General features: G+C 44.2%; 20 protein-coding genes and 1 pseudogene. 11 read left to right on the top strand and 10 right to left on the bottom strand.

Translation table 11 applies throughout. The annotated features are described in order from the left end of the window. Positions 1–253 precede the first annotated feature (253 nt). From MAE_RS27435 to tig, 6 genes are all read right to left on the bottom strand, one after another. Positions 254–1,111, bottom strand: a complete 858-nt coding sequence (locus MAE_RS27435) for an alpha/beta fold hydrolase (protein ID WP_041804468.1) — start codon at positions 1,109–1,111, stop codon at positions 254–256. Between the two features lie 5 nt (positions 1,112–1,116). After that, on the bottom strand, positions 1,117–1,446 hold the full coding sequence (locus MAE_RS27430; protein WP_002797391.1) for a type II toxin-antitoxin system PemK/MazF family toxin: 330 nt from the start codon (positions 1,444–1,446) through the stop codon (positions 1,117–1,119). Next, complete coding sequence (locus tag MAE_RS27425; protein ID WP_002797389.1) at positions 1,424–1,630, bottom strand: hypothetical protein; 207 nt, start codon at positions 1,628–1,630, stop codon at positions 1,424–1,426. Before MAE_RS27425 ends, MAE_RS27430 begins: the two co-directional genes overlap by 23 nt. Positions 1,631–1,651: 21 nt before the next feature. Continuing rightward, positions 1,652–2,986: an ATP-dependent protease ATP-binding subunit ClpX gene (gene clpX, locus MAE_RS27420; RefSeq protein ID WP_012268371.1), complete on the bottom strand. Its 1,335-nt coding sequence runs from the start codon at positions 2,984–2,986 to the stop codon at positions 1,652–1,654. 7 nt (positions 2,987–2,993) lie between these two features. Further along, positions 2,994–3,695 carry an ATP-dependent Clp endopeptidase proteolytic subunit ClpP gene (gene clpP / locus MAE_RS27415; protein ID WP_002736918.1) on the bottom strand — a complete coding sequence of 234 codons (702 nt, stop codon included), beginning with the start codon at positions 3,693–3,695 and terminating at the stop codon, positions 2,994–2,996. Positions 3,696–3,926: 231 nt separating this feature from the next. After that, the gene (tig, locus tag MAE_RS27410; protein WP_012268369.1) at positions 3,927–5,321 is read right to left on the bottom strand and encodes a trigger factor; all 1,395 of its coding nucleotides are present in this window, start codon (positions 5,319–5,321) and stop codon (positions 3,927–3,929) included. 324 nt (positions 5,322–5,645) lie between these two features. Here tig and MAE_RS27405 point away from each other — a divergent pair, with 324 nt between their 5' ends. The 5 genes from MAE_RS27405 (at position 5,646) to dxs (ending at position 12,846) form a co-directional block, all read left to right on the top strand. Beyond that, positions 5,646–6,683, top strand: a complete 1,038-nt coding sequence (locus MAE_RS27405) for an aspartate-semialdehyde dehydrogenase (RefSeq protein WP_012268368.1) — start codon at positions 5,646–5,648, stop codon at positions 6,681–6,683. Between the two features lie 267 nt (positions 6,684–6,950). After that, positions 6,951–7,844, top strand: coding sequence for a 4-hydroxy-tetrahydrodipicolinate synthase (gene dapA, locus MAE_RS27400; protein ID WP_012268367.1), 894 nt, complete (start codon positions 6,951–6,953; stop codon positions 7,842–7,844). A 242-nt stretch (positions 7,845–8,086) separates the two neighbouring features. Then, positions 8,087–9,835, top strand: coding sequence for a ribonuclease J (locus MAE_RS27395; RefSeq protein WP_002797377.1), 1,749 nt, complete (start codon positions 8,087–8,089; stop codon positions 9,833–9,835). Positions 9,836–10,091: 256 nt separating this feature from the next. Next, complete coding sequence (gene larB, locus MAE_RS27390) at positions 10,092–10,862, top strand: nickel pincer cofactor biosynthesis protein LarB (protein ID WP_012268366.1); 771 nt, start codon at positions 10,092–10,094, stop codon at positions 10,860–10,862. Positions 10,863–10,935: 73 nt separating this feature from the next. Continuing rightward, positions 10,936–12,846 (top strand): 1-deoxy-D-xylulose-5-phosphate synthase, encoded by a 1,911-nt coding sequence (dxs, locus tag MAE_RS27385; RefSeq protein ID WP_012268365.1) that lies wholly within the window; start codon positions 10,936–10,938, stop codon positions 12,844–12,846. Between the two features lie 68 nt (positions 12,847–12,914). On the opposite strand, the gene MAE_RS35525 is transcribed toward dxs, so the two are convergent. Then, on the bottom strand, positions 12,915–13,055 hold the full coding sequence (locus MAE_RS35525; RefSeq protein ID WP_071821127.1) for a DUF2191 domain-containing protein: 141 nt from the start codon (positions 13,053–13,055) through the stop codon (positions 12,915–12,917). Positions 13,056–13,156: 101 nt separating this feature from the next. Here MAE_RS35525 and MAE_RS27380 point away from each other — a divergent pair, with 101 nt between their 5' ends. From MAE_RS27380 to MAE_RS27360, 5 genes are all read left to right on the top strand, one after another. Continuing rightward, positions 13,157–14,344, top strand: a complete 1,188-nt coding sequence (locus MAE_RS27380) for an RNA-guided endonuclease InsQ/TnpB family protein (RefSeq protein ID WP_012268363.1) — start codon at positions 13,157–13,159, stop codon at positions 14,342–14,344. 122 nt (positions 14,345–14,466) lie between these two features. Continuing rightward, positions 14,467–14,679, top strand: a complete 213-nt coding sequence (locus tag MAE_RS27375) for a hypothetical protein (protein WP_012268362.1) — start codon at positions 14,467–14,469, stop codon at positions 14,677–14,679. A gap of 1 nt (position 14,680) precedes the next feature. Continuing rightward, positions 14,681–15,112 (top strand): type II toxin-antitoxin system VapC family toxin, encoded by a 432-nt coding sequence (locus tag MAE_RS27370; RefSeq protein WP_012268361.1) that lies wholly within the window; start codon positions 14,681–14,683, stop codon positions 15,110–15,112. 67 nt (positions 15,113–15,179) lie between these two features. After that, positions 15,180–15,479 (top strand): type II toxin-antitoxin system HigB family toxin, encoded by a 300-nt coding sequence (locus tag MAE_RS27365; protein WP_002797368.1) that lies wholly within the window; start codon positions 15,180–15,182, stop codon positions 15,477–15,479. Further along, a complete protein-coding gene (locus MAE_RS27360; protein ID WP_012268360.1) occupies positions 15,463–15,861 on the top strand; it encodes a helix-turn-helix domain-containing protein in 399 nt (132 codons plus the stop codon). Before MAE_RS27365 ends, MAE_RS27360 begins: the two co-directional genes overlap by 17 nt. A 366-nt stretch (positions 15,862–16,227) precedes the next feature. Here the strand turns inward: MAE_RS27360 and MAE_RS27355 are convergent, their stop codons facing one another. Further along, positions 16,228–18,357 (bottom strand): protein kinase domain-containing protein, encoded by a 2,130-nt coding sequence (locus MAE_RS27355; protein ID WP_012268359.1) that lies wholly within the window; start codon positions 18,355–18,357, stop codon positions 16,228–16,230. 304 nt (positions 18,358–18,661) lie between these two features. Then, a complete protein-coding gene (locus MAE_RS27350; protein WP_002797360.1) occupies positions 18,662–19,288 on the bottom strand; it encodes a TetR/AcrR family transcriptional regulator in 627 nt (208 codons plus the stop codon). A gap of 534 nt (positions 19,289–19,822) precedes the next feature. On the opposite strand from MAE_RS27350, the gene MAE_RS27345 reads away from it, so the two are divergent. After that, positions 19,823–21,331, top strand: coding sequence for a hypothetical protein (locus MAE_RS27345; RefSeq protein WP_002797358.1), 1,509 nt, complete (start codon positions 19,823–19,825; stop codon positions 21,329–21,331). A gap of 19 nt (positions 21,332–21,350) precedes the next feature. Here the strand turns inward: MAE_RS27345 and MAE_RS36265 are convergent. After that, a pseudogene (locus MAE_RS36265) lies at positions 21,351–21,552 on the bottom strand (hypothetical protein). Positions 21,553–21,633 lie beyond the last annotated feature (81 nt).

Here is a 21,633-nt window from a genome sequence, read left to right as displayed (position 1 = left end):
CATTCTAATTAGGGTATGCTGAAAAAGTTTGTTGGTGGGGACAGGGTGTGGCCCCCCCAACCCCCCCGACATCGGGGGGGCAGGTGGGGTGTGGGGTGTAGGTTTTTACAGATTTTCATCTGGTCAATTACCTAATTTTTAGGGAAAAAGTCCCTGAATTTTCCCCCCGATCACTCCCAGATATGGTACTTTTTGATTGACAAAAAGTCTAAAAGTCTTACCCAACAAGGTTTTTAGATTTATTCAGCCAATTCTAATTAATTTCTAAAAAATCTTGCAATTTTCTTAGATAAGTAGGGGCATCTTCTAACATGGGAAAGTGAGCAGTATTAGCCATCTCCACATACTGGATATTATTATTCAAATCCGCCGCCATTTTGCCCATTTTGGCAGGAATAATAATGTCTTTTTCCCCTGATACTAAAAGAGTTGGTACCTTAATCTCAGCAAATTTACCAGGCATAATTTCCACTGCCTTTTTACTCACAGATGTATAAATTGTGCCTAGGGCGGCCTCGTAATCTGCCGCTAAAAAATCTTCTAAAAAAGCAATTCTTTCTGATTTTGGGATCGATCGATGCAAAAATCTCGCCATAAATAATTGATCGGCAAAAGGTACTTTTAAAAACCAATCATAACGAAACTGTACCACATACTTACCGAATTTATGGAAGGCAGCAAAAGCCGCTTTATTATACTCAAAAATGCCATTACAGGTTAAAACTGCTTTGACCACTCTTTCGGGGTACATAGTAATAAAAAAAGTCGCCACCGATGCCCCCATAGAGTGACTATTGAGATAGATTTTTTCAATTTCCAAACTATCTAAAAACAATGCTAGATCAAGGGCATATTCTTCTAAATCGTAGGAAAGATCGGGGGATTTTTCCGGCAATTTAGACCGACCAAAACCCCGCATATCGTACAATAAACAATCAAAGCGATCGCAAACTGCCGCAGCAGTCGATCGCCAATAGCGTCCCGATCCTCCCCAACCATGAATAAACACCATGACTGGCTTTTTCTGGGCAGATTCCGACTGTCGAATCCACTCGTAATAGTGGGGAACACCGCGAACAGTGATTGTTTTATCGATTATTTGAGTTTTCATGATAGTTAGATACCTAGCCATCCTCGTAAAGAGTTTTGCAAACGTCGCGCATCTGTCTCCGATAGTCGTCCGATTCTCTTAAGGAGTAAATCTTGTTGGATTGTGTATATCCCCCGCTTAACGGCCGTCGGTACATTCAATCCCTCGTTCTCCCAATCTTCCAGCAAAAACTCGCCCTCCAGTAAATTATTGATGCGACTGGTAAGGGGAACCAGAAAAACATCCCGTGAACGGTGAGGAGAACTAACAATGATAACCGGTCTGATTTTAGCGTCCGCTAAATCTGAAAAAGGATAACGAACGAGAACGATTTCAAGCTTCGAGTAATCGTTCATAGATGTCGTCTTCCAGATTATCCCAAATCTTAGCCAGTGCAGTTTCGCTGACTTTTTGCCAGAAATCCGAGTTTGTCTCCTCCGGGATGAGGGTGACTAAAACCCTAGTACCCTCTGGAATCGGCACGGATTCGAGGAGTTCGATCCGGCCTTCTTTGATGATCGCAGGAACGGTGTTCAGCATGGTTAACCTCGATTTTTCCCCTTAAGCGGATTCTTGACTAGGTAGAGAGGAAGGATGAACCAATAGCTCTGCCGTGGAACGTTTTTCCACCATTTCGCGGGTGATTAAACATCGTTTCACGTCTTTGCGCGAGGGCAATTCGTACATGACATCGAGCATTAATTCCTCGACAATACCCCGCAGGGCCCGGGCCCCAGTTTTGCGACGATAGGCCTCTTGGGCGATCGCTAGGACGGCATCAGATTTAAACTCTAACTGTACATTGTCCATCTTCAACAGTTTTTGATACTGTTTCACCAAAGCGTTGCGGGGTTGCGTCAGGATAGCGATTAAAGCTTCCTCATCCAGGGGTGACAGTGCCGCTAGGATGGGAATCCGACCGACAAACTCTGGAATCATGCCAAATTTGACTAAATCATCGGGAGTCATTTGTTTTAATAACCCTGCCGCTACCTTATCCTTACTAGCTTGGCCATCTCCCGGTTGAATAAAGCCCATGGATTTTTTACCGAGACGCTGATCGATCACCTTATCTAAACCGACAAACGCCCCACCGCAGATAAACAGGATATTGCTGGTGTCGATCTGAATACAATCCTGATAGGGGTGTTTGCGGCCGCCTTGGGGGGGAACATTGGCGATCGTTCCCTCTAACATTTTCAGTAAAGCTTGCTGTACCCCTTCTCCGGACACATCCCGGGTAATCGAGGTATTTTCGCTCTTGCGGGCAATTTTATCGATTTCATCGATGTAGATAATGCCCCGCTGCGCTTCTTCCACGTCTAAATCTGCCACTTGTAACAGACGCAAGAGAATATTTTCCACATCTTCCCCCACATAACCGGCCTCGGTTAAAGTGGTGGCATCGGCGACGGCAAAAGGTACATCGAGGATTTTGGCCAGAGTTTGAGCTAGAAGGGTTTTTCCCGATCCTGTGGGACCAATTAACAGAATATTAGATTTTTGCAGTTCGATGCTATCTTCTGGACTACCGCCACCGGCTTTTTGGGTTTGGATATCTTTGAGGCGTTTGTAATGGTTATAAACGGCCACCGAAAGCACTTTTTTCGCCTCATTTTGACCAATAACGTAGTCATCGAGGTGTTTTTTAATCTCTCTTGGTTTGGGAATTTGTTCCCAAGTGGTTTTGTTTTGGCCCGATCGCCGTTTGTTGGGACGTTCCTCCACTGGGGCGACCGGACTGGGCGGTTCCATCAATTCCTCATCGAGAATTTCGTTACACAGTTCCACACACTCGTCACAGATATAGACCCCCGGCCCGGCGATTAATTTTCGCACTTGTTCCTGGGATTTGCCGCAAAATGAACACTTGAGGTGGGAGTCGTACTTAGACATAGTTTATTTACAGGGAAGTAACGGGAACGGTAGGATCGGGCAGTTCGGGACGGGAAATCACCAGATCGATTAACCCATATTCTTTGGCTTCGACGGCCGACATGAAAAAGTCCCGTTCGGTGTCATTGGCGATGCGATCATAGGGTTGACCGGTGTGGTGAGCCAGCATGGTATTGAGTCTCTGTTTAATATAGAGGATCTCTTTGGCTTGGATGGCGATATCACTAGCTTGACCTTGGGCGCCGCCGAGGGGTTGGTGAATCATGATCCGGCTACTGGGTAGGGACATCCGTTTACCTGCCGCGCCACCACAAAGCAGGAATGCTCCCATACTAGCGGCTAAACCGAAACAAATTGTCGCCACGTCGGGGCGAATTTGTTGCATGGTGTCGTAGATAGCTAGTCCGGCATAAACGGAACCACCGGGGGAGTTGATATAGAGTTGGATATCTTTTTCGGGATCTTCTGCCTCCAAGTAGAGGAGTTGGGCAACGATCGAATCAGCGACCTGATCATCGACGGGGGTTCCCAAAAAGACAATTCTCTCGCGCAAGAGTCGAGAATAGATATCAAAAGCCCGTTCACCCATGCCAGACTGTTCGATTACCACGGGTAAAACGTTAGCTAGGGAGTTTCTCCCCGTGTTGGCGTAGATAGCAGGGCGACAATTACTGGTAATTGGGTAGTCAGGTGATCTCGATTCGAGCATAATTTTTTCGGTTCCGCTATCACAATCTTAGGGGTTTTGCTTGGCTGTGGAGCTTTTATTGGCAAATGTTAAGCATCTTTAGCACTTCTGTCCATCTATTATGCCCTAAGTTTCCCCCGGTTGGCAGGAATCGGTTATCAGTGATCAGTTATCAGGGAATGGGGGAATGGGGGAATGGGGGAATTCAACCAATACCCCAACACCCCAACACCCAACACGACTGCTAACTCCTTACGGTTCTTCCTCGGCTGCCAACACTTCCACTGCGGCGGCTGCCAAGGTTTCTTCCGTTTCCTCCTCCTCGCTTGTTTCTTCCTCTAGGGAACCTTTGGGGACGAGGGTGATAGTAGCTTTTTCTTTCAGCCATTCCAGGGTGTTTTCCGCCAGCATTTCTTCAGTGATCACCTGTTCCAGACGCTGCATATCTATGTCGCGATCGGACAATTGGGACATGATATTAGCGATTTTTTCCGCTACCGCTTCGGGACTGACTTCAATGCCCGCGACTTTAGCCAATTCCTGCACCACCAGAGTCTCTTTCAGACTTTCGATCGCATCGGGACGGGCGTTTTCCCGCATTTTGGGAATATTATCTTTTGTAAACAACTGGTTGACATCTAGACCCATTTGTTGGAACTGCATGAAGCTTTGGGTCAAAATATGCGTCACTTCCTTTTCGATCAGCGTCTCCGGTAAATCTAAAGTCGCACCCTTGACTAATTCCTTGGTTAAAGCGTCATCAATGCTTTCTTTGGTTTCCTTCTCCGCTTGTTCTTGGAAACGTTTCTCTAAACTTGCTCTTAATTCGGCGATTGTTTCCTGATCGCTGACTTCTTGGGCAAAATCGTCGTCAAGCTCCGGTAATTCCTTCGCTTTTAACTCTTTCATCGTAATTGTAAAGATTACCGCTTTTGCTGCCACATCTTCTTTGGGATAATCTTCCGGGAAAGTCAAAGTCATCTCTTTGACTTCTTCCGGTTTCATGCCGATAATTCCTTCCACCATACCCTCGATAAAGCGTCCTGCTTCCATATCCACCCGCAGATCTTCGCCGTCAATATCCGGGATATCCTCGCCAGTTTCGGCGGATTTGCCCCGATAATCAACGATCGCCACATCTCCCAGCTGCGCCCCGCGATCTTCCACGGGAACCAATGTTGCTAACTGTTCTTGACGCTCTTTAAACCAATTTTCCACGGATTCGGGATCATAAACGGTTTCTTCGGCAGTAACGCTCAGATTTTCGTAATCTCCGAGAATAATTGTCGGGGCCACATCCAGGGAAACTGAAAAAGTCAAAGCTTTACCCGGTTCATAGGCAGCGATCAAATCCTCAAACTTAGACAATAGCTGTGGATTGCCCAGGGACTCGATCCCCTCCTGTTTCAGGGCAGATTCGAGGCAATTTTCAATTAATTCCTCAATTACCGCCGCTTTTACCGCCTTAGTTCCCAATCTTTGCAGAAGGATCTGACGGGGAACCTTGCCGGGGCGAAAACCGGGTATATTAACCGACTTCGCTAAATTCTTGACCACTTGCTCGTGGGTGTTTTTCGTGGTTTCGGCGGGAATTTCAATTTCTAAACCTATCTGACTGGCAGGAAGCTTTTCCTGAATAACTTTCATTGATTTTTCTAGCTCTTACGACAAGGAACGTTTATAATAGGGTGAGCGGTGTTTACGCCTGCGGTGGATCCGTCCCGCTCGTGATATTCTAGGGGAATAGCTGCAGTTGCTCCCCAAGCTCTCACAATCTTTTTATTTTAGCGGTCAATGGGGTATATTTAATTTATTCCGTCCTTGGGGCAGTTAAGCCCAATCAGAAAATTTTGCTGATCAAAAGCCGATCAATCCAAGTTTTAGAATAACTCGGTGGACAAAAAAGATTTTTTACTGTAACGATTTCTTCGGATCATTATCATCACCCAACTCGTCAGGAGGTCACACAATTTGAGTCAAAAAGTACGGGTCGCTATTTTAGGAGCCACCGGGGCCGTGGGAACGGAATTACTAGAGTTATTAGCTAGTCGTCAATTTCCTCTCGCTAGTCTAAAATTACTGGCTTCCGAGCGTTCTGCTGGAAAAACCCTCGATTTTCGGGGCGAAAGTCTCCTCATCGAAGCGGTAAACGAGCGCTCTTTTCAGGACGTGGATATCGTTCTTGCTTCTGCGGGGGGGTCCACCTCGAAAGCTTGGGCGAAAACTATTGTCGAGTCGGGTGCGACGATGATCGATAACTCCAGTGCTTTTCGCATGAATCCCGAAGTGCCTTTAGTTGTCCCGGAAATCAATCCCGACAGTGTGGACAATCACCGGGGCATTATCGCTAATCCCAACTGTACGACAATTCTTTTAGGAGTGGCGATCTGGCCTCTCCACCAAGTACAGGCGATCGAGCGAGTAGTAGTTTCTACTTATCAGTCCGCTAGTGGTGCTGGAGCGCGAGCCATGGAGGAGGTAAAAGAGCAAGCGCAAGCAATTCTTGATAATCGGCAACCTCCCACTAATTCCTTTCCCTATCCCCTCGCTTTTAATCTTTTTCCCCACAATACACCGATTAATGGTCAAGGGTACTGCGAGGAAGAAATGAAAATGGTCAACGAAACCCGCAAGATTTTTGCTTGTCCGGAGCTGCGGGTTAGCGCCACCTGTGTAAGGGTTCCCGTCCTGCGGGCCCATTCGGAATCGGTTAACCTAGAATTTAGTCAGCCTTTTTCTGTGGTGAAGGCTAGAGAAATTCTTCAGTCCGCTCCGGGGGTAAAATTAGTGGAAGATTGGGACGCTAATTATTTTCCCATGCCAATTGATGCTACCGGTCGCGATGAAGTATTAGTGGGACGCATTCGTCAAGATATCTCCCATCCTAACGGTCTAGAATTGTGGCTATGCGGCGATCAAATTCGCAAGGGTGCGGCTTTAAATGCTGTACAAATTGCGGAACTTTTAGTCAAGAAAAATCTCGTCGGTTCAAGATTAGCAACAGTTTGATAATTAAGCTATCAGCCTTCAGCTAAATCAAGGCGATAATAATTAGAAAAATAGCTAATTAACCGGATAAGTAAAGTCTGAAAGCTGATTGCTGATCGCTCACAAACTGATGACAAAGGCCGAATCTAAAACCTAATTTGTTAAGCTAAAAGCTTCGATGTACTTAGTTTCTAACCTTCTTTTTAGGTAGGAGGATTGCTAGATTCTTTCTGTTGCCTCTTGCCTTGAGAAGCTGATAACTGATAACTGATAACTGATAACTGATAAATGAGTGAAACAACATATTTTGGACGAGTAATTACGGCGATGGTGACCCCCTTCACCGTCGAGGGTCAAGTTAATTATGCCCTGGTGGAAAAATTGGCCGATTATCTAGTTACTCACGGTAGCGATGGTATAGTGGTCTGTGGGACGACGGGAGAATCACCCACCCTAAGTTGGCAGGAAGAATACGAACTATTTAGTATTGTCAAAAAAGCGGTTAATGGTCGGGGAAAAGTGATCGCGGGGACGGGTTCTAATTCCACTTCCGAAGCGATCGAAGCTACCCAACAGGCTGCTAAACTGGGTTTAGATGGTTCTTTACAAGTGGTTCCCTACTACAATAAACCACCCCAAGAGGGTTTATACGAGCATTTTCTGACCATTGCCAAAGCTTGTCCCGATCTGCCAGTAATGCTTTATAATATCCCCGGTCGTACGGGTCAAAATATGACCCCGGAAACGATTATTAAACTGGCAGCAGTTGATAATATTGTGGCGGTAAAAGAAGCTAGTGGTAATTTAGAACAAACCTGCAAGATTTACTGTCATACCCCTGAAAATTTCGCTATTTATTCCGGCGATGATTTTCTCACCTTACCCCTGATGACCTGTGGTGCGGTGGGGGTGGTCAGTGTTGCTAGTCATCTGGTGGGAGAAGAAATCCAAGGGATGATTCAAGCTTTATTAACCGGAGATGCAGCCAAAGCGATCGAGATTAACTTGAAATTATTTCCCCTGTTTAAAGGTTTATTCTGTGCCACTAATCCAATTCCAATTAAAGCGGCCTTAAATCTAGTCGGTTGGGAAGTGGGGGGTCTAAGACTTCCTTTATGTTCCTTAAGTCCCGAACTAGAAGAAGGATTAGCAAAAATCATGCAAGAATTGGCTTTAATCTAGAAAAATACTAGAAATTCTTGCCCACTAAACTGGGATTTTTCGAGAAAGTAGGTTATAATATTAATAGCTTAACTAGAAGAAAAGAAATATAGTTTAGAACTGCTAGAAAGTATTGATACTAAGTGAGTTTAGCTAGGTGTTATTTACCTAGTTCGACTTATTCTAACTATTCATTTTTTGAGATTTCCCGTCCAAAAAAACCACCTGAAAAATCACCATAACTTACCATCAAAGGACACCTAATGAATCAAGATAAAACCCAAGCAAAACTAAAGATCATTCCCCTAGGAGGACTACACGAAATCGGCAAAAACACCTGTGTTTTTGAGTACGATGATGAGATTATTCTCTTGGATGCCGGTTTAGCTTTTCCTTCCGATGATATGCACGGGGTCAATGTAGTGCTTCCCGATATGACTTATCTAAGAGAAAATCGCCATAAAATTAAGGGTATGATCGTCACCCACGGTCACGAAGATCATATCGGTGGCATTCCCTACCATCTCAAACAATTTGATGTGCCAATTATCTACGGTCCGCGCCTAGCGATGGCTTTATTGCGGGATAAATTGGAAGAAGCAGGATTAGCAAATCGTACCAAATTAGAAACCGTTGCTCCTCGGCAAATGGTGCGTTTAGGTAAATCTTTCATGGTGGAATATATCCGCAATACCCACTCGATCGCCGATAGTTTTTGTGTAGCAATTCACACTCCTTTAGGGGTAGTTATTCACACGGGAGATTTTAAAATTGACCATACTCCCGTGGATGGCGAATTCTTTGATCTACAAAAAATTGCCGAACATGGCGAGAAAGGGGTGCTATGTTTATTGAGTGATTCCACTAACGCGGAAGTACCCGGTTATACTCCTTCGGAAGCTTCCGTTTATCCCGGTTTAGAGCGGGTTTTTAACCAAGCAACGGGACGGATTATGATCACTACCTTTGCCTCTTCGGTGCATCGGATTAATCTGGTGTTGAAATTGGCCCAGAAATTTAACCGGAAAGTGGTGGTAGTGGGTCGATCGATGTTAAATGTCATCGCTCATGCGCGTAATTTGGGGTATATAAAATGTCCCGATGATCTGTTTGAACCCTTGAAAGCGACCCGCAATTTAGCCGATGATAAAATCGTCATTTTAACCACAGGCTCCCAGGGGGAACCTTTAGCGGCCATGACGCGGATTTCTAAGGGTGAACATCCTCATATTCGCGTGCGTCAGGGGGATACGATTGTCTTTTCCGCTAATCCGATTCCGGGTAATACGATCGCTGTGGTCAATACAATTGATCGCCTGATGATGCAGGGTGCTAACGTAGTTTACGGACGCGATAAGGGAATTCACGTTTCCGGCCATGGTTCCCAAGAAGACCATAAATTGATGCTATCTTTGACCCGGCCGAAGTTTTTTGTGCCAGTGCATGGAGAACACCGAATGCTGGTCAAACACGCTCAGATGGCCCAAAGTATGGGTATTCCCGCCGAAAATATGGTAATTGTCAAAAATGGTGACACGATCGAGTTAACTGGTGATCGCATTGGACTTGGCACACCAGTGCCTTCGGGAATCGAGTTAGTCGATCAAGCGGGTGTGGTCCACGAACACATTATGCAGGAAAGACAACAGTTAGCCGAAGATGGTGTGATTACGATCGCAACCTTCGTTAACGGGGAGGGACAATTAAGCGCACCCCCAGAGATTAATTTGCGCGGTGTGGTGACAAAAGTGGAAATCTCGCTGCTGAATCAGCTAATTATTCGGGCGATCGAACGCTGTTTAAGCGATCGCATCGGTGAATTTAAAACCGCCACGGGGGCCACGGATTGGGCCGGTTTGCGGGCCGAAATCGAGACGACTTTGCAACGTTTAATCAAACGGGAGTTACAGAGTCAACCCCTAGTGATTTTCCTCCTGCAAGCGGCGGCAACGGAACCAGCGAACAATCGTACTTATCGCCGCCGTCGTCCCGCAGCTACCATGGCCTCCTAATAAGCTAAACGGCTTTTACTTCGGATCACCGATATAGACTCCAAAAGGGTTATAGCTGTTGGATCATGCAGGTTAAGCGCCGTTTAGCTTAGCAGTGAGCAGTGAGCAGTAATCAGTGATCAGTAAACAGTGAAAAGATGGCAAGAAACTGCTATTTAATACTGGTCACTTAACACATACTGCTCACTTAAAACTCAAATCTGATAACTGTTAACTTACCCACTGATAACTGATAACTGATAACTGATAACTGACCATGTTCCATGCTGCCGATTTGCGATCGCTGCTGACCGCCGTTGCCAGAGGAGAAATTAACCCGGAGACAGCCTTAGATAAACTTAAACATCTGGCCTTTGAACCGGTGGAAGACTTCGCTAAAATTGACCATCATCGTCAATTAAGAACGGGATTTCCAGAGGTTATCTGGGGGCCGGGTAAAACCACCGCTCAAATCGCCCAAATTATCAATGTTTTGCGTCAAAATAGTCCCGTGGTTATGGCCACCCGCATTGAAGCAGAGATAGCAGCTCAGCTACAGGAACAGGTGACAGACTTAGTTTATTATCCCTTAGCCCGCATCTGTGCCATTGCCGCATCCGCTCCAGAAAATCCCCCAAAAGGGATAATTTCCATCCTAACGGCGGGAACTGCCGATATTCCCGTAGCGGAGGAGGCGGCGGTTACTGCTCAATTATGCGGTTTTTCCGTGCAGCGTCTCTGGGATGTGGGAGTAGCGGGAATTCATCGCCTCTTGAATCATCGCCATCTACTGGATGCTGCCGATGTGTTAATTGTTGTTGCGGGAATGGAAGGAGCCTTACCAAGTGTGGTAGCGGGATTAGTCGATCGCCCGGTGATCGCCGTTCCCACCAGTATCGGTTACGGAACCAGTTTCGGTGGTATTGCTCCTTTGTTAACTATGCTCAATTCCTGCGCGGTCGGTATCGGTGTGGTTAATATCGATAATGGTTTTGGGGCTGCCATGTTAGCCGGCCAAATTTTACGCACGGCGGCCAGATTAGCCTAGATTTTCCCTCATCTCAGGCTGAAAATCCTATACAGTTGGTATAGGGATAAACTACTTTGAAAAAGAAGCCGATATGCACCTAAGTGAAATTACTCATCCCAACCAGTTACATGGTTTATCACTCCGTCAATTAGAAGATATTGCCCGTCAGATTCGCGAAAAACACCTCCAGACGATCGCCGCTACCGGTGGACATTTGGGACCGGGGTTAGGAGTCGTAGAACTAACGATCGCCCTTTACCAGACCCTCGATCTCGATCGAGATAAAGTCCTTTGGGACGTGGGACACCAAGCTTATCCGCACAAACTCCTTACCGGTCGCTATAACGATTTTCACACCCTGCGCCAAAAAGACGGCATTGCGGGCTATCTAAAACGTTGCGAGAGCAAATTTGACCATTTTGGGGCTGGACACGCCTCTACGAGCATTTCTGCGGGGTTAGGAATGGCTTTAGCCCGGGATGCCAAGGGGGAAGATTTCAAGGTGGTATCGATCATCGGGGATGGCGCTTTAACCGGGGGTATGGCCCTAGAGGCGATTAACCATGCTGGACATTTACCGAACACCAACATCATGGTTATCCTCAACGATAACGAGATGTCCATTTCCCCCAACGTCGGGGCAATTTCCCGCTATCTCAATAAAGTTCGTCTAAGCGAACCCGTCCAGTTTATCGCCGATAATCTCGAAGAACAATTTAAAAATCTACCCTTCTTCGGGGATTCCCTCACTCCCGAAATGGAACGAGTCAAAGAAGGGATGAAACGGTTAGCAGTTCCCAAGGTTGGCGCGGTCATCGAAGAATTGGGCTTTAAATATTTTGGCCCGATTGATGGTCATAATATTCCCGAATTAATCGCCACTTTTAAACAGGCCCATAAGGTCCACGGACCGGTTTTCGTCCACGTTGCCACCGTTAAAGGCAAAGGCTACGAATGGGCCGAAAAAGATCAAGTGGGTTATCATGCCCAAAATCCCTTTAATTTAGCCACGGGTAAACCGATTCCCTCCAGTAAACCGAAACCCCCCGCTTATTCTAAAGTTTTCGGGCATACTCTCACTAAATTAGCGGAAAATGACCCGCGCATTATCGGTATCACCGCCGCCATGGCTACTGGGACGGGATTAGACAAATTTCAAGCAAAACTGCCGAAACAGTACATCGATGTGGGAATTGCCGAACAACACGCCGTTACTCTCGCTGGTGGTCTTGCTTGCGAAGGAATGCGCCCGGTTGTCACTATTTACTCTACTTTCCTGCAGCGGGCTTTTGATCAGATTATTCACGATATCTGCATTCAAAATCTACCGGTTTTCTTCTGCATGGACCGGGCCGGTATTGTCGGGGCCGATGGACCGACCCACCAAGGGATGTACGATATCGCCTACCTGCGTTGTATCCCCAATATGACCATTATGGCCCCCAAAGATGAGGCGGAACTGCAAAGAATGGTGGTGACGGGGATTAATCATACCAGCGGCCCCATTGCCATGCGTTACCCCCGGGGCAACGGTTTGGGGGTTCCCCTGATGGAAGAAGGTTGGGAAGCTTTACCCATCGGTAAGGGCGAAATTCTCCGCAGTGGCGATGATATTCTCCTGTTGGGATACGGCACGATGGTCAACACTTCCCTACAGGTGGCCGAAATCCTCAGCGAACACGGCATCGAAGCCACAGTGGTTAATGCTCGTTTTGTCAAGCCCCTTGATACAGAACTTATCTTTCCCCTTGCCCAACGTCTTGGTAAGGTGGTGACTTTAGAAGAAGGTTGTTTGATGGGTGGTTTTGGTTCTGCGGTTTTGGAAGCTTTACAGGATGCTAATATTCTAGTTCCGGTCAAGCGTTTCGGGGTTCCCGATAAATTAGTGGACCACGCAACACCAGAGGAATCCTTCGCTGATTTGGGTTTAACCAGTCCCCAGATTGCCCAACAGGTTTTAGCGGCATTTTTTAGCCAAAAACAAACCGCTAACGTTGGTTAAAATCTCAAGATTAGCTTATCCAGTTTTCCCGAAAAATTAGGGAAGACTGGCTTTTTTGGTCTAGATAGTCAATGAAGACTGCCGGCAATAAATAGTGAGGGGAACGAACCACAGAGACACAAAGGACACAAAGATCGATCACTACTATATAAGTTAAATTTATCACACAAAGAATAAGAGAGTCCAGTAGCTTTAAGAGCATCAGCCATGAGTTGGTCATCGAAAATTTGGGTCTGAAACCCCGCCGTTTTACGGCGGCTTTACTGTTAAATATTAGCACATTTACGAAATATATGCTAAAATGTGAGACATGGAAAAAGCCTATTCGTTTCGATTTTACCCAACACCCGAACAAGAGTCGCTATTGCGGCGCACATTGGGCTGTGTAAGATTAGTTTACAACAAAGCTCTCCACGAACGAACACAAGCTTGGTACGAAAAGCAAGAAAGAGTAGGCTACGCTCAAACTTCTTCAATGCTAACTGATTGGAAAAAGCAAGAAGAATTAAACTTTCTCAATGAAGTAAGCTGTGTACCCTTACAACAAGGGTTAAGACATTTACAAACAGCTTTCACTAATTTCTTTGCTGGTCGTACTAAGTATCCTAGCTTTAAGAAAAAACATCAGGGAGGAAGTGCCGAATTTACCAAGTCTGCTTTTAAATTCAAAGACAAACAAATCTATTTAGCTAAATGCACAGAACCTTTACCTATTCGATGGTCAAGACACATCCCAGAAAGCTGTGAACCAAGTACAGTAACAGTCAGATTACATCCCTCAGGACGTTGGCATATTTCAATTAGATTTGATGACCCAACGATTAAGCCATTACCAGTAACAGATAAAGCCATTGGAATTGACTTAGGAATTAGTAGCCTTGTCATTACCAGCGATGGTGACAAAGTATCTAATCCTGAGCATTTTAAAAAGCATTATCGGAGACTGCGAAAGGCCCAAAAAAGCCTTTCTAGAAAACAGAAAGGGTCAAAAAATCGGGAAAAAGCAAGAATCAAAGTAGCAAGGATTCACGCTCAAATCACCGATAGCAGGAAAGACCATTTACACAAGCTAACCACTCAATTAGTTCGTGAAAACCAAACGATTGTGGTTGAGAATTTAGCCGTCAAGAATATGGTCAAAAACCCGAAATTATCTCAGGCAATATCTGACGTTAGCTGGGGAGAAATCACTCGACAATTAGCCTATAAATGCCGTTGGTATGGGAGAAATTACATCGAAATAGATAGATGGTTTCCTAGCTCTAAAAGGTGTAGTAATTGCGGGCATATTGTCGAAAAGATGCCGTTAAATGTTCGAGAATGGGATTGTCCAGACTGTGGGACACACCATGACCGAGATGTTAACGCTAGTAAAAATATTTTGGCCGCAGGGCTTGCGGTGTCAGTCTGTAGAGCGACCATAAGACCAGAACAGAGTAAATCTGTTAAGGCAGGTGCGGAACCCCGCAAGGGAAAGAAGCAGAAACCTAAATCGTGAGGTTTGGGAATCACCGTCCGTTTACGGCGGCGAGGATGTCAACGTATGGCTTCTGGCGTTGAAACAAATTTTGTTTTAGAGCTAACCTTTGAGCAAGAGCAGAATAGGAGGATATGTCAACCATGTTAACCACTGATCTAGAGATAAGACTAGCAGCTTTAGAAGCTGAAGTAGCACTGCTTAAGCGTTTGCTACCTACTGTCAGCGAAACTCCCTGGTGGGAAAAAATTGTCGGCACTTTTGCTGACGATCCGGTTTACGAAGAGGCAATGCAGTTTGGTCAAGAGTACCGTCAGTCCCTAAAACCATTAGCCGAGGAAGCATCCGAATCCTGAAATGTATCTCCTTGATACCGATCATATTAGCATTCTCGATCGCGGGGGACAACAGGCACAACAACTGCTGAAAAAACTGGCTGCTATTACAAGCAGCGAAGTTGCCACCACAATTATCACCTACGAAGAACAAATGCGGGGATGGCTCAGTTACATAGCCAAGACCAGTTCGATTGAAACCCAAGTTGTTGCCTATCGAAGGCTAGAAAAGCACCTCGCTAATTATCGCACGATTCCCATTGTCGGCTTTGATGAAAAGGCAGGTCAAGTTTTTCAAGAACTTCGGGTAACTTACCCTCGTTTGGGTTCGATGGATTTGAAGATTGCTGCTATCTCAATGGTTAATCAGGCTATCCTGCTGACGAGAAATCTCTCAGATTTTGGGCAAATTGCCGGTTTAAGAGCAGAAGATTGGACGATTACAGGCAACTGAATTACCTATGGAAAACCAACTTTGGCAGCGAATCACCCCCAGAGATAATTTATGTTTGTTTTTATAAATGCACGTCATCAGCTATCGAAGACTACGAGAATTTACGAATAAACACGCTGATTCCCGAATAGCTTTAGAGAATTGGTATAAAATTGCCAGTCAAGCGATTTGGTATAATTTAGTTGAGGTTCAAACAGTATTTCCTAAAGCAGAAGCAGTTGGTAACTTTACTGTTTTTAACATTAAAGGGAATAGTTATCGTCTCATAACCAGTATCGATTATCAGAAGCGGCTAATTTATATCAAGTATGTTTTAACTCACGCTGAATACGATAAGGAGCAATGGAAAAATGACCCTTACTTTTAATCCAGAAAAATACAAAGAATTACTAGCTCGCCATTTACCTAAAGTTATTAAAACAGAGGCAGAAAATGAAAAAGCTTTGGCTATTGTGGAAGAATTAATGCACCGTCAGCAGCGAACTCCCGAAGAAGATCAACTTTATGAGCTTCTAATTTTTTTAATTGAGAATTTTGAAAAAAGCTTTTATCTACAGGAATCAACCACACCTCATTCTATGTTATTGTTTTTGATGGAACAGCAAAGCGTTAATAAGAAAGACATAGCCATAATCCTTGGATCTGACAAAATTGCCTCTAGTTTAATTAAAGGAAAAGGGTCAATTACCCAAGAACAGGCGAAATTATTAGGACATTTCTTTAATGTAGATTATAGTTTGTTGATGTAGATACGATCCCCTCTAGCTTGGGGAGCATCTCACCTTTGCAATGAGCATAAATACTTAGTGGAAAAATAGGCTTTTCGAGGGTAATTCTTGTTTTAATTCTCCATGTACGCAGTCTTTAAAAGCCTCTATTTCGTTCCAAGACACGATTAAGAGTGGCTTTTAGGCTAAGTATAATTACTTATCGCGTAAGTGAGATGCTCCCTCTAGCTTGTAGGTTGAGTTGAGCGATTTAATACTTAGGAGAAAACTGCTCGATTCAATAATTTGAGCCAAAACCCAATATTTTTAAAGACATCGGTGCAGTTTCCCGCAAGTGTCGCTCATTTTTGATAGACAAAAGTTATTGCTGTCACCCCAAACACAAGTTTACTGTCCCACCCGCCAAATTTTGATAGTTTCGTCACCACTACCACTAGCTAAATAGCGGCCATCGGGACTATATACCACTGAGTAAACCGGACTAGAATGACCAGTAAGGGTACGCAATTGTTTTCCCGTTGCTACCTCCCAAATTTTGATAGTTTTGTCCCAACTCCCACTGGCTAAATAGCGGCCATCGGGACTATATACTACTGACCAAACCACCTTAGAATGACCAGTAAGGGTACGCAATTGTTTTCCCGTTGCTACCTCCCAAATTTTGGTAGTTTTGTCACCATTCCCACTAGCTAAATAGCTGCCATCGGGACTATATACCACTGACCAAACACTACCAGAATGACCAGTAAGAGTACGCAATTGTTTTCCCGTTGCTACCTCCCAAATTTTGATAGTTTTGTCACCATTCCCACTAGCTAAATAGCGGCCATCGGGACTATATACCACTGATAAAACTGGGCTAGAATGACCAGTAAGGGTACGCAATTGTTTTCCCGTTGCTACCTCCCAAATTTTGATAGTTTTGTCCCAACTCCCACTGGCTAAATAGCGGCCATCGGGACTATATACCACTGAGTAAACCTCCCCATAATGACCAGTAAGAGTACGCAATTGTTTTCCCGTTGCTACCTCCCAAATTTTGATAGTTTTGTCATTACTCCCACTAGCTAAATAGCGGCCATCGGGACTATATACCAGTGACGAAACCGTATCAGAATGACCGGTAAGAGTACGCAATTGTTTTCCCGTTGCTACCCCCGAAATTTTGATAGTTTTGTCACCACTCCCACTAGCTAAATAGCGGCCATCGGGACTATATACTACTGATTGAACTGAGTCAGAATGACCAGTTAGGGTTTTATCGAGAAAACTATGTTCTGAAATTTTTTTTCTTGTGGTGAGTTTATTGGTGGGTGAGTTTATTGGTGCAATTTGAGGATTTACTTCTTGACTTTTAAAATAACCGTAACCTTGAGTTATTCCTATCCCTAATAACAAAACTCCACCAAGAGCTATCATTCTATTTCTCAGATTATTATTTTTAACCGGTTGTGCTGGTGTTTTTTTGGGTACAGCTACGGGTGAAACCGGCGGAGAAGAATTAATCTTAGGAATAACTGGCGATTGTTTTTGAGTTACAACAGGCTGCGGATTTCGTTGTGCTGGTGGAGATGGTCTATTAGGAGTTATAGGAGGTAACTTTAATTGCCGTTCAATCTCATCCAAACGTTGTAAAATCACCCTAGTATTAGCCGGTCTATTCCTTGGTAATCTCCCCATCAACTCATCAATAAAATCCAACAATAACGGGTGAATATTTTCCGTTTCTTCTCGCCAAGGTAAAACATCATTAATCGGATCATACATTTCTAAGGGATGTTTTCCGGTTAATAAATGTACAAAAGTTCGTCCTAAAGCATGAAAATCTGATTGAATCACCGCTTGGCCATGTTGTTGTTCATTGGGTGTATATCCGCGTGAGATAATACCTGTCACCTGTTGACCTTTTACCTTTTGATGATAGGTTTGGGTTTCTTCCCTTGCTGTCCCAAAATCAATTAACACCAACTCGCCACTATTCCGCAACATGATATTAGGAGGTTTAATATCTCGATGCAGCCAATTCTGTTGATGAATTTTATCGAGAATTAAAGTAATTTCTCTCAGCCATTTTAAGGCTCGTTTTTGACTTAAATTATCATACTGGTTGAGCCACTGTTCTAAATTAATCCCCTCCACTTTTTCCATAACTAAACAGTGTAATATTTTCCCCTCCCTCGTGGAATATTGAAAATAGGCATCTGCTCGAGGAACACCGGTGACATTTTGACGACTCAACTCTAATAAAACGTCATATTCCCGTTTAAATAATTCCACTGCCTTCGGGTCATTATTACATTTTTCTTGTAATACCTTGAGGATTTTGGCTGTAAAACCTTCAAAAGCTTCATAAACAACCCCAAAACCAGTCGTATCACTCAATAACCGACTTACCCTATATTTACCATTTAACAACAACTCAGAGCCGCAACTTTGACAGTAACGAGTATTCGAGTTATTATTGCTCGGATGCTCCGGTTGAGAACAATCGGGATTAATGCAGTAACAGGGTTTCATCTCGGCTATCAGTTATTTTATTGAGTGAATAATTGAAAGTTTTCCCTTACCTGTCTTTGAAGGCATTTTATCATAAGTAGCTGGTTATAATTAAATTAAAAATGGATTTTAGATTCGATCCCCCCTGCCCCCTTGATAAGGGGGGTGCCGATCCCCCCTTAGTCCCCCCTTAATCCCCCCTTAATAAGGGGGGCATCTGATAATTTTTAACGCCTACCTACTTAAGTAAGCTAAAACGGATTTTAACCGCCTATCTTTAGATTAGCTGTCTCGGAGTCTCGACTAGGAAATTAATTTTGCACGACTACTTAACTAACACTCCATTCAGAAAAATTTCGGCAATACCTTCGGCCATTTCTTGTAAAGCTAAGGGGGAAGCATTACTATCTAAAATAGTTTCACTGGAAAAACCGGCAATTGCGAACATTCCTAGAAAAACCTGGGCGACAATTTTCGGATTCATGGGACGATAGACACCACGATCGATCGCTGTTTGAAAAAAAGCCTCGGCCACATCGGTCATTTTAGCAATTACCTCCGATTGAATTCGCTCTTTTAATTCGGGGTGAAATTGCGCCTCTATAAAACAAACTCGCAATAAATCGCTATTTTCTCGCATTCTCAACACCCTACGTCGCATCACCTGCGCTACCGCTTTATAACTGCCCATTTCGCTCAATTCCGTCAGCAAGTCGGTGAGAATATCCACCCATCCCCTAGTGGCCACTTCGATTAAAATCGCCTTTTTGTTGGGAAAATAACGAAATAAAGTTCCTTCTGCCACATTTGCGCTTCCTGCTAGGTCTTTGGTCGTGGTTCCTTCATAACCCTTAGCGGCAAATAAACGTAAAGCGGCCTGTAGAATACGACTACGGGTATCTTCTTCCCCAGAATTGGTCTCAGCTAGGGAACGTCGAAAAAGACTTTGCATAATTATTGACAGCTAGAACGGGATAGAGCCATTGTCATCGATCAAGTCAGGTGTTTACTCAAATGCTTCATAAAATTTTGAGTAATTGGGGTAACTTGGCCTTTAACAACGAGCGCACGAGCTTGACAATGGGCTAAGTTCTCGGCCAAGATAACCGAAAGATTTTCATTCTCCCAGATAAAGCCTAGTTCTAGCTCCAAATGCTAGGGCAAAACGTTGACACTTGCTCCCCTATCAATCAAACCTTACTCCAGACTGCCGAAAAACATCGTCAGTGCCAGGCTGTAACCAGTATTTTCCACCATTTTTTACTGTCTCTAAACTATTATGGAAAACTACAGGCCGCATCCCCCTTAGGCATGAGTATAATTATTCATTGATGAAGTTGTGAGAAAATAGAGAGAAATACAAGGAAAAAAGCCATGCTAGGGATACCCCTGCAAGAAAAAGCCCAACTAGAGAAATATCTCCTGGAAACCGCCAAAATTCTCTGAAAATATACCGAACCAGAAAAGCTCAACGACTTCGAGAATAATGAAAAACTTTCTAGACTCAACCAACCGAGGGGAAAAAAATAATTTCCTCATCCCCCTTGCCTATATCCTAGGAATAGCCCTCCCCTTTGTTTTAGTCTATTTTCTCCCCATTTACCACGTTACCGATACTTTTCTCTTTAGTAGATGGGGGGATTGTCTCGCAGCAGGTACAGTATATATGGATTGTCCTCCCAAAGTCCCCAACTATCCTAGTATAGGCATACTGGCAAGTGGCGGAGTAATTGCGGCGATAAAATCCCTATTGGGAATTAGCGAAAAAACCGAAGCTATCTACTACTTCCGTTTTTACCTAGCGTTTGTTGACGCTCTCAATTTTCTCCTTCTTACCTACCTAGCAAGAATCTTAAAATTCAAACGCCCCGTAATCATCGGTTTCAGTATTACCCTAGTGCTATTTCTGTGGGCGGCAGGTTCTCTCTGGGGACAGATTGACAACGTAGGCTTATTATTTTGCCTCCTGGCTACCATTGCTTTCTTCCAATCTTGGAGTGAGAAAAACACCCTCCTCAAAAATATCCTCTGGTTTCTCCTCGGGATGTTTAGTTTAGTCCTATTCATTCTCACTAAACAACTCTTTATTTTTTCCCTACCCTTTTTTGCCCTAGTTATCCTGACCACAGGTTACAAATTCCAGCAAAGATACCAGACTAAAGGCTTAATCTGGCTGGGAGCAACTCTACTTTTAAGCCTCGGATTTTTCCTCTACCTAGATAGCTTATTTGCAGTTCCCCTCAGACTGATTCAGTCTAGTTTCCTCTTTGTCTTAAAATCTGGTAGTGGTCACGGTGATAAAATCTCAGGAAATGGCTTTAATATCTGGATATTTCTCGGTTTAGAACCCCGCGCTTCCTCCCGAGTACCTTTTATGGATTTGCAACTAGGTAGCTGGAAAAAAGGTATCAGTCCTTACCAAGCAGGGCTTTTACTCTATGCTGGTTTCATGGGTTTTCTTCTCTGTACGGGTTTAATCAAGATTTGGCAAATTCTCAGAACCAAAACCGAGGCGATTAGCCCTAAACATAATCCTACCTATTTAATGGTACTTCTCTGCCTTTTCCATGGACTAAGTTACCTAGGTTTTAATATTCTTCTCAGTGGCACTCATCAGCGCTATCTCTATATAGGTTATCCTTTTATCCTGATCAGTATTATCTGGCTCTACTATCAGGATTTCCTAATATCCAGACGCGCCCTACTCGCCTCTTTATTTGCTGCTTTTGCCTACGCTTGTTTTCTTTATTCCCAAGTCTCTAATGCTTATGTGGTACAAGCACAACAGTATTTAGGTTTTCAACAACCGCCGAATGTTCCCTTATTACCCAAGTTCTTCTTTATCTTTGAAAGACATCAGTTTCTAGGTGCTGTTCATCTGTTCTTGCTAGTCTTCCTAGTAGATATTTGGCAACAGCTAAGTAAAAGACAGATTATGCTTCCTAGTTCAGATAATATAGTCATTTCAAATAAGTATGATGCAAGGGAAAAATAGGATAACTAAAGCCGCCGCTCTATTTAAGATAGTTGCAGCAACAATATATAGGGCTGGCTGAATAATGGTAAAACCCTTGTTGGTTAAGACTTTTAGAGTTTTTGTCAATCAAAAAGTACCAGATATGGGAGTGATCGGGGGGAAAATTCAGGGACTTTTTCCCTGAAAATTAGGTAATTGACCCCTTCAAAATCGGTAAAACCCTACACCCCACACCCCACACCCCACACCCTGCCCCCAAGAAAAACTTTTTGCCGCAAACCCTATCTACACATTTGACCGTCGGGCGGGCGGCTCTAGGC

It is taken from the genome of Microcystis aeruginosa NIES-843 (assembly GCF_000010625.1).
Classification (GTDB): domain Bacteria; phylum Cyanobacteriota; class Cyanobacteriia; order Cyanobacteriales; family Microcystaceae; genus Microcystis; species Microcystis aeruginosa.
The sequence above is the reverse complement of the archived record's forward strand: the minus strand, read 5'-3'. Positions and strand labels throughout refer to the sequence as shown.

Coding starts and splice junctions, on each gene's coding strand:
- tig (WP_012268369.1), bottom strand. CDS start 5,321: ATGAAAGTTATTCAGGAAAAGCTTCCTGCCAGTCAGATAGGTTTAGAA.
- dapA (WP_012268367.1), top strand. CDS start 6,951: ATGAGTGAAACAACATATTTTGGACGAGTAATTACGGCGATGGTGACC.
- MAE_RS27365 (WP_002797368.1), top strand. CDS start 15,180: ATGCACGTCATCAGCTATCGAAGACTACGAGAATTTACGAATAAACAC.
- clpP (WP_002736918.1), bottom strand. CDS start 3,695: ATGCTCGAATCGAGATCACCTGACTACCCAATTACCAGTAATTGTCGC.
- MAE_RS35525 (WP_071821127.1), bottom strand. CDS start 13,055: ATGGCTGATGCTCTTAAAGCTACTGGACTCTCTTATTCTTTGTGTGAT.
- MAE_RS27380 (WP_012268363.1), top strand. CDS start 13,157: ATGGAAAAAGCCTATTCGTTTCGATTTTACCCAACACCCGAACAAGAG.
- MAE_RS27370 (WP_012268361.1), top strand. CDS start 14,681: ATGTATCTCCTTGATACCGATCATATTAGCATTCTCGATCGCGGGGGA.
- clpX (WP_012268371.1), bottom strand. CDS start 2,986: ATGTCTAAGTACGACTCCCACCTCAAGTGTTCATTTTGCGGCAAATCC.
- MAE_RS27360 (WP_012268360.1), top strand. CDS start 15,463: ATGACCCTTACTTTTAATCCAGAAAAATACAAAGAATTACTAGCTCGC.
- MAE_RS27355 (WP_012268359.1), bottom strand. CDS start 18,357: ATGAAACCCTGTTACTGCATTAATCCCGATTGTTCTCAACCGGAGCAT.
- MAE_RS27425 (WP_002797389.1), bottom strand. CDS start 1,630: ATGCTGAACACCGTTCCTGCGATCATCAAAGAAGGCCGGATCGAACTC.
- larB (WP_012268366.1), top strand. CDS start 10,092: ATGTTCCATGCTGCCGATTTGCGATCGCTGCTGACCGCCGTTGCCAGA.
- MAE_RS27345 (WP_002797358.1), top strand. CDS start 19,823: ATGAAAAACTTTCTAGACTCAACCAACCGAGGGGAAAAAAATAATTTC.
- MAE_RS27350 (WP_002797360.1), bottom strand. CDS start 19,288: ATGCAAAGTCTTTTTCGACGTTCCCTAGCTGAGACCAATTCTGGGGAA.
- MAE_RS27430 (WP_002797391.1), bottom strand. CDS start 1,446: ATGAACGATTACTCGAAGCTTGAAATCGTTCTCGTTCGTTATCCTTTT.
- MAE_RS27435 (WP_041804468.1), bottom strand. CDS start 1,111: ATGAAAACTCAAATAATCGATAAAACAATCACTGTTCGCGGTGTTCCC.
- MAE_RS27395 (WP_002797377.1), top strand. CDS start 8,087: ATGAATCAAGATAAAACCCAAGCAAAACTAAAGATCATTCCCCTAGGA.
- MAE_RS27375 (WP_012268362.1), top strand. CDS start 14,467: ATGTTAACCACTGATCTAGAGATAAGACTAGCAGCTTTAGAAGCTGAA.
- dxs (WP_012268365.1), top strand. CDS start 10,936: ATGCACCTAAGTGAAATTACTCATCCCAACCAGTTACATGGTTTATCA.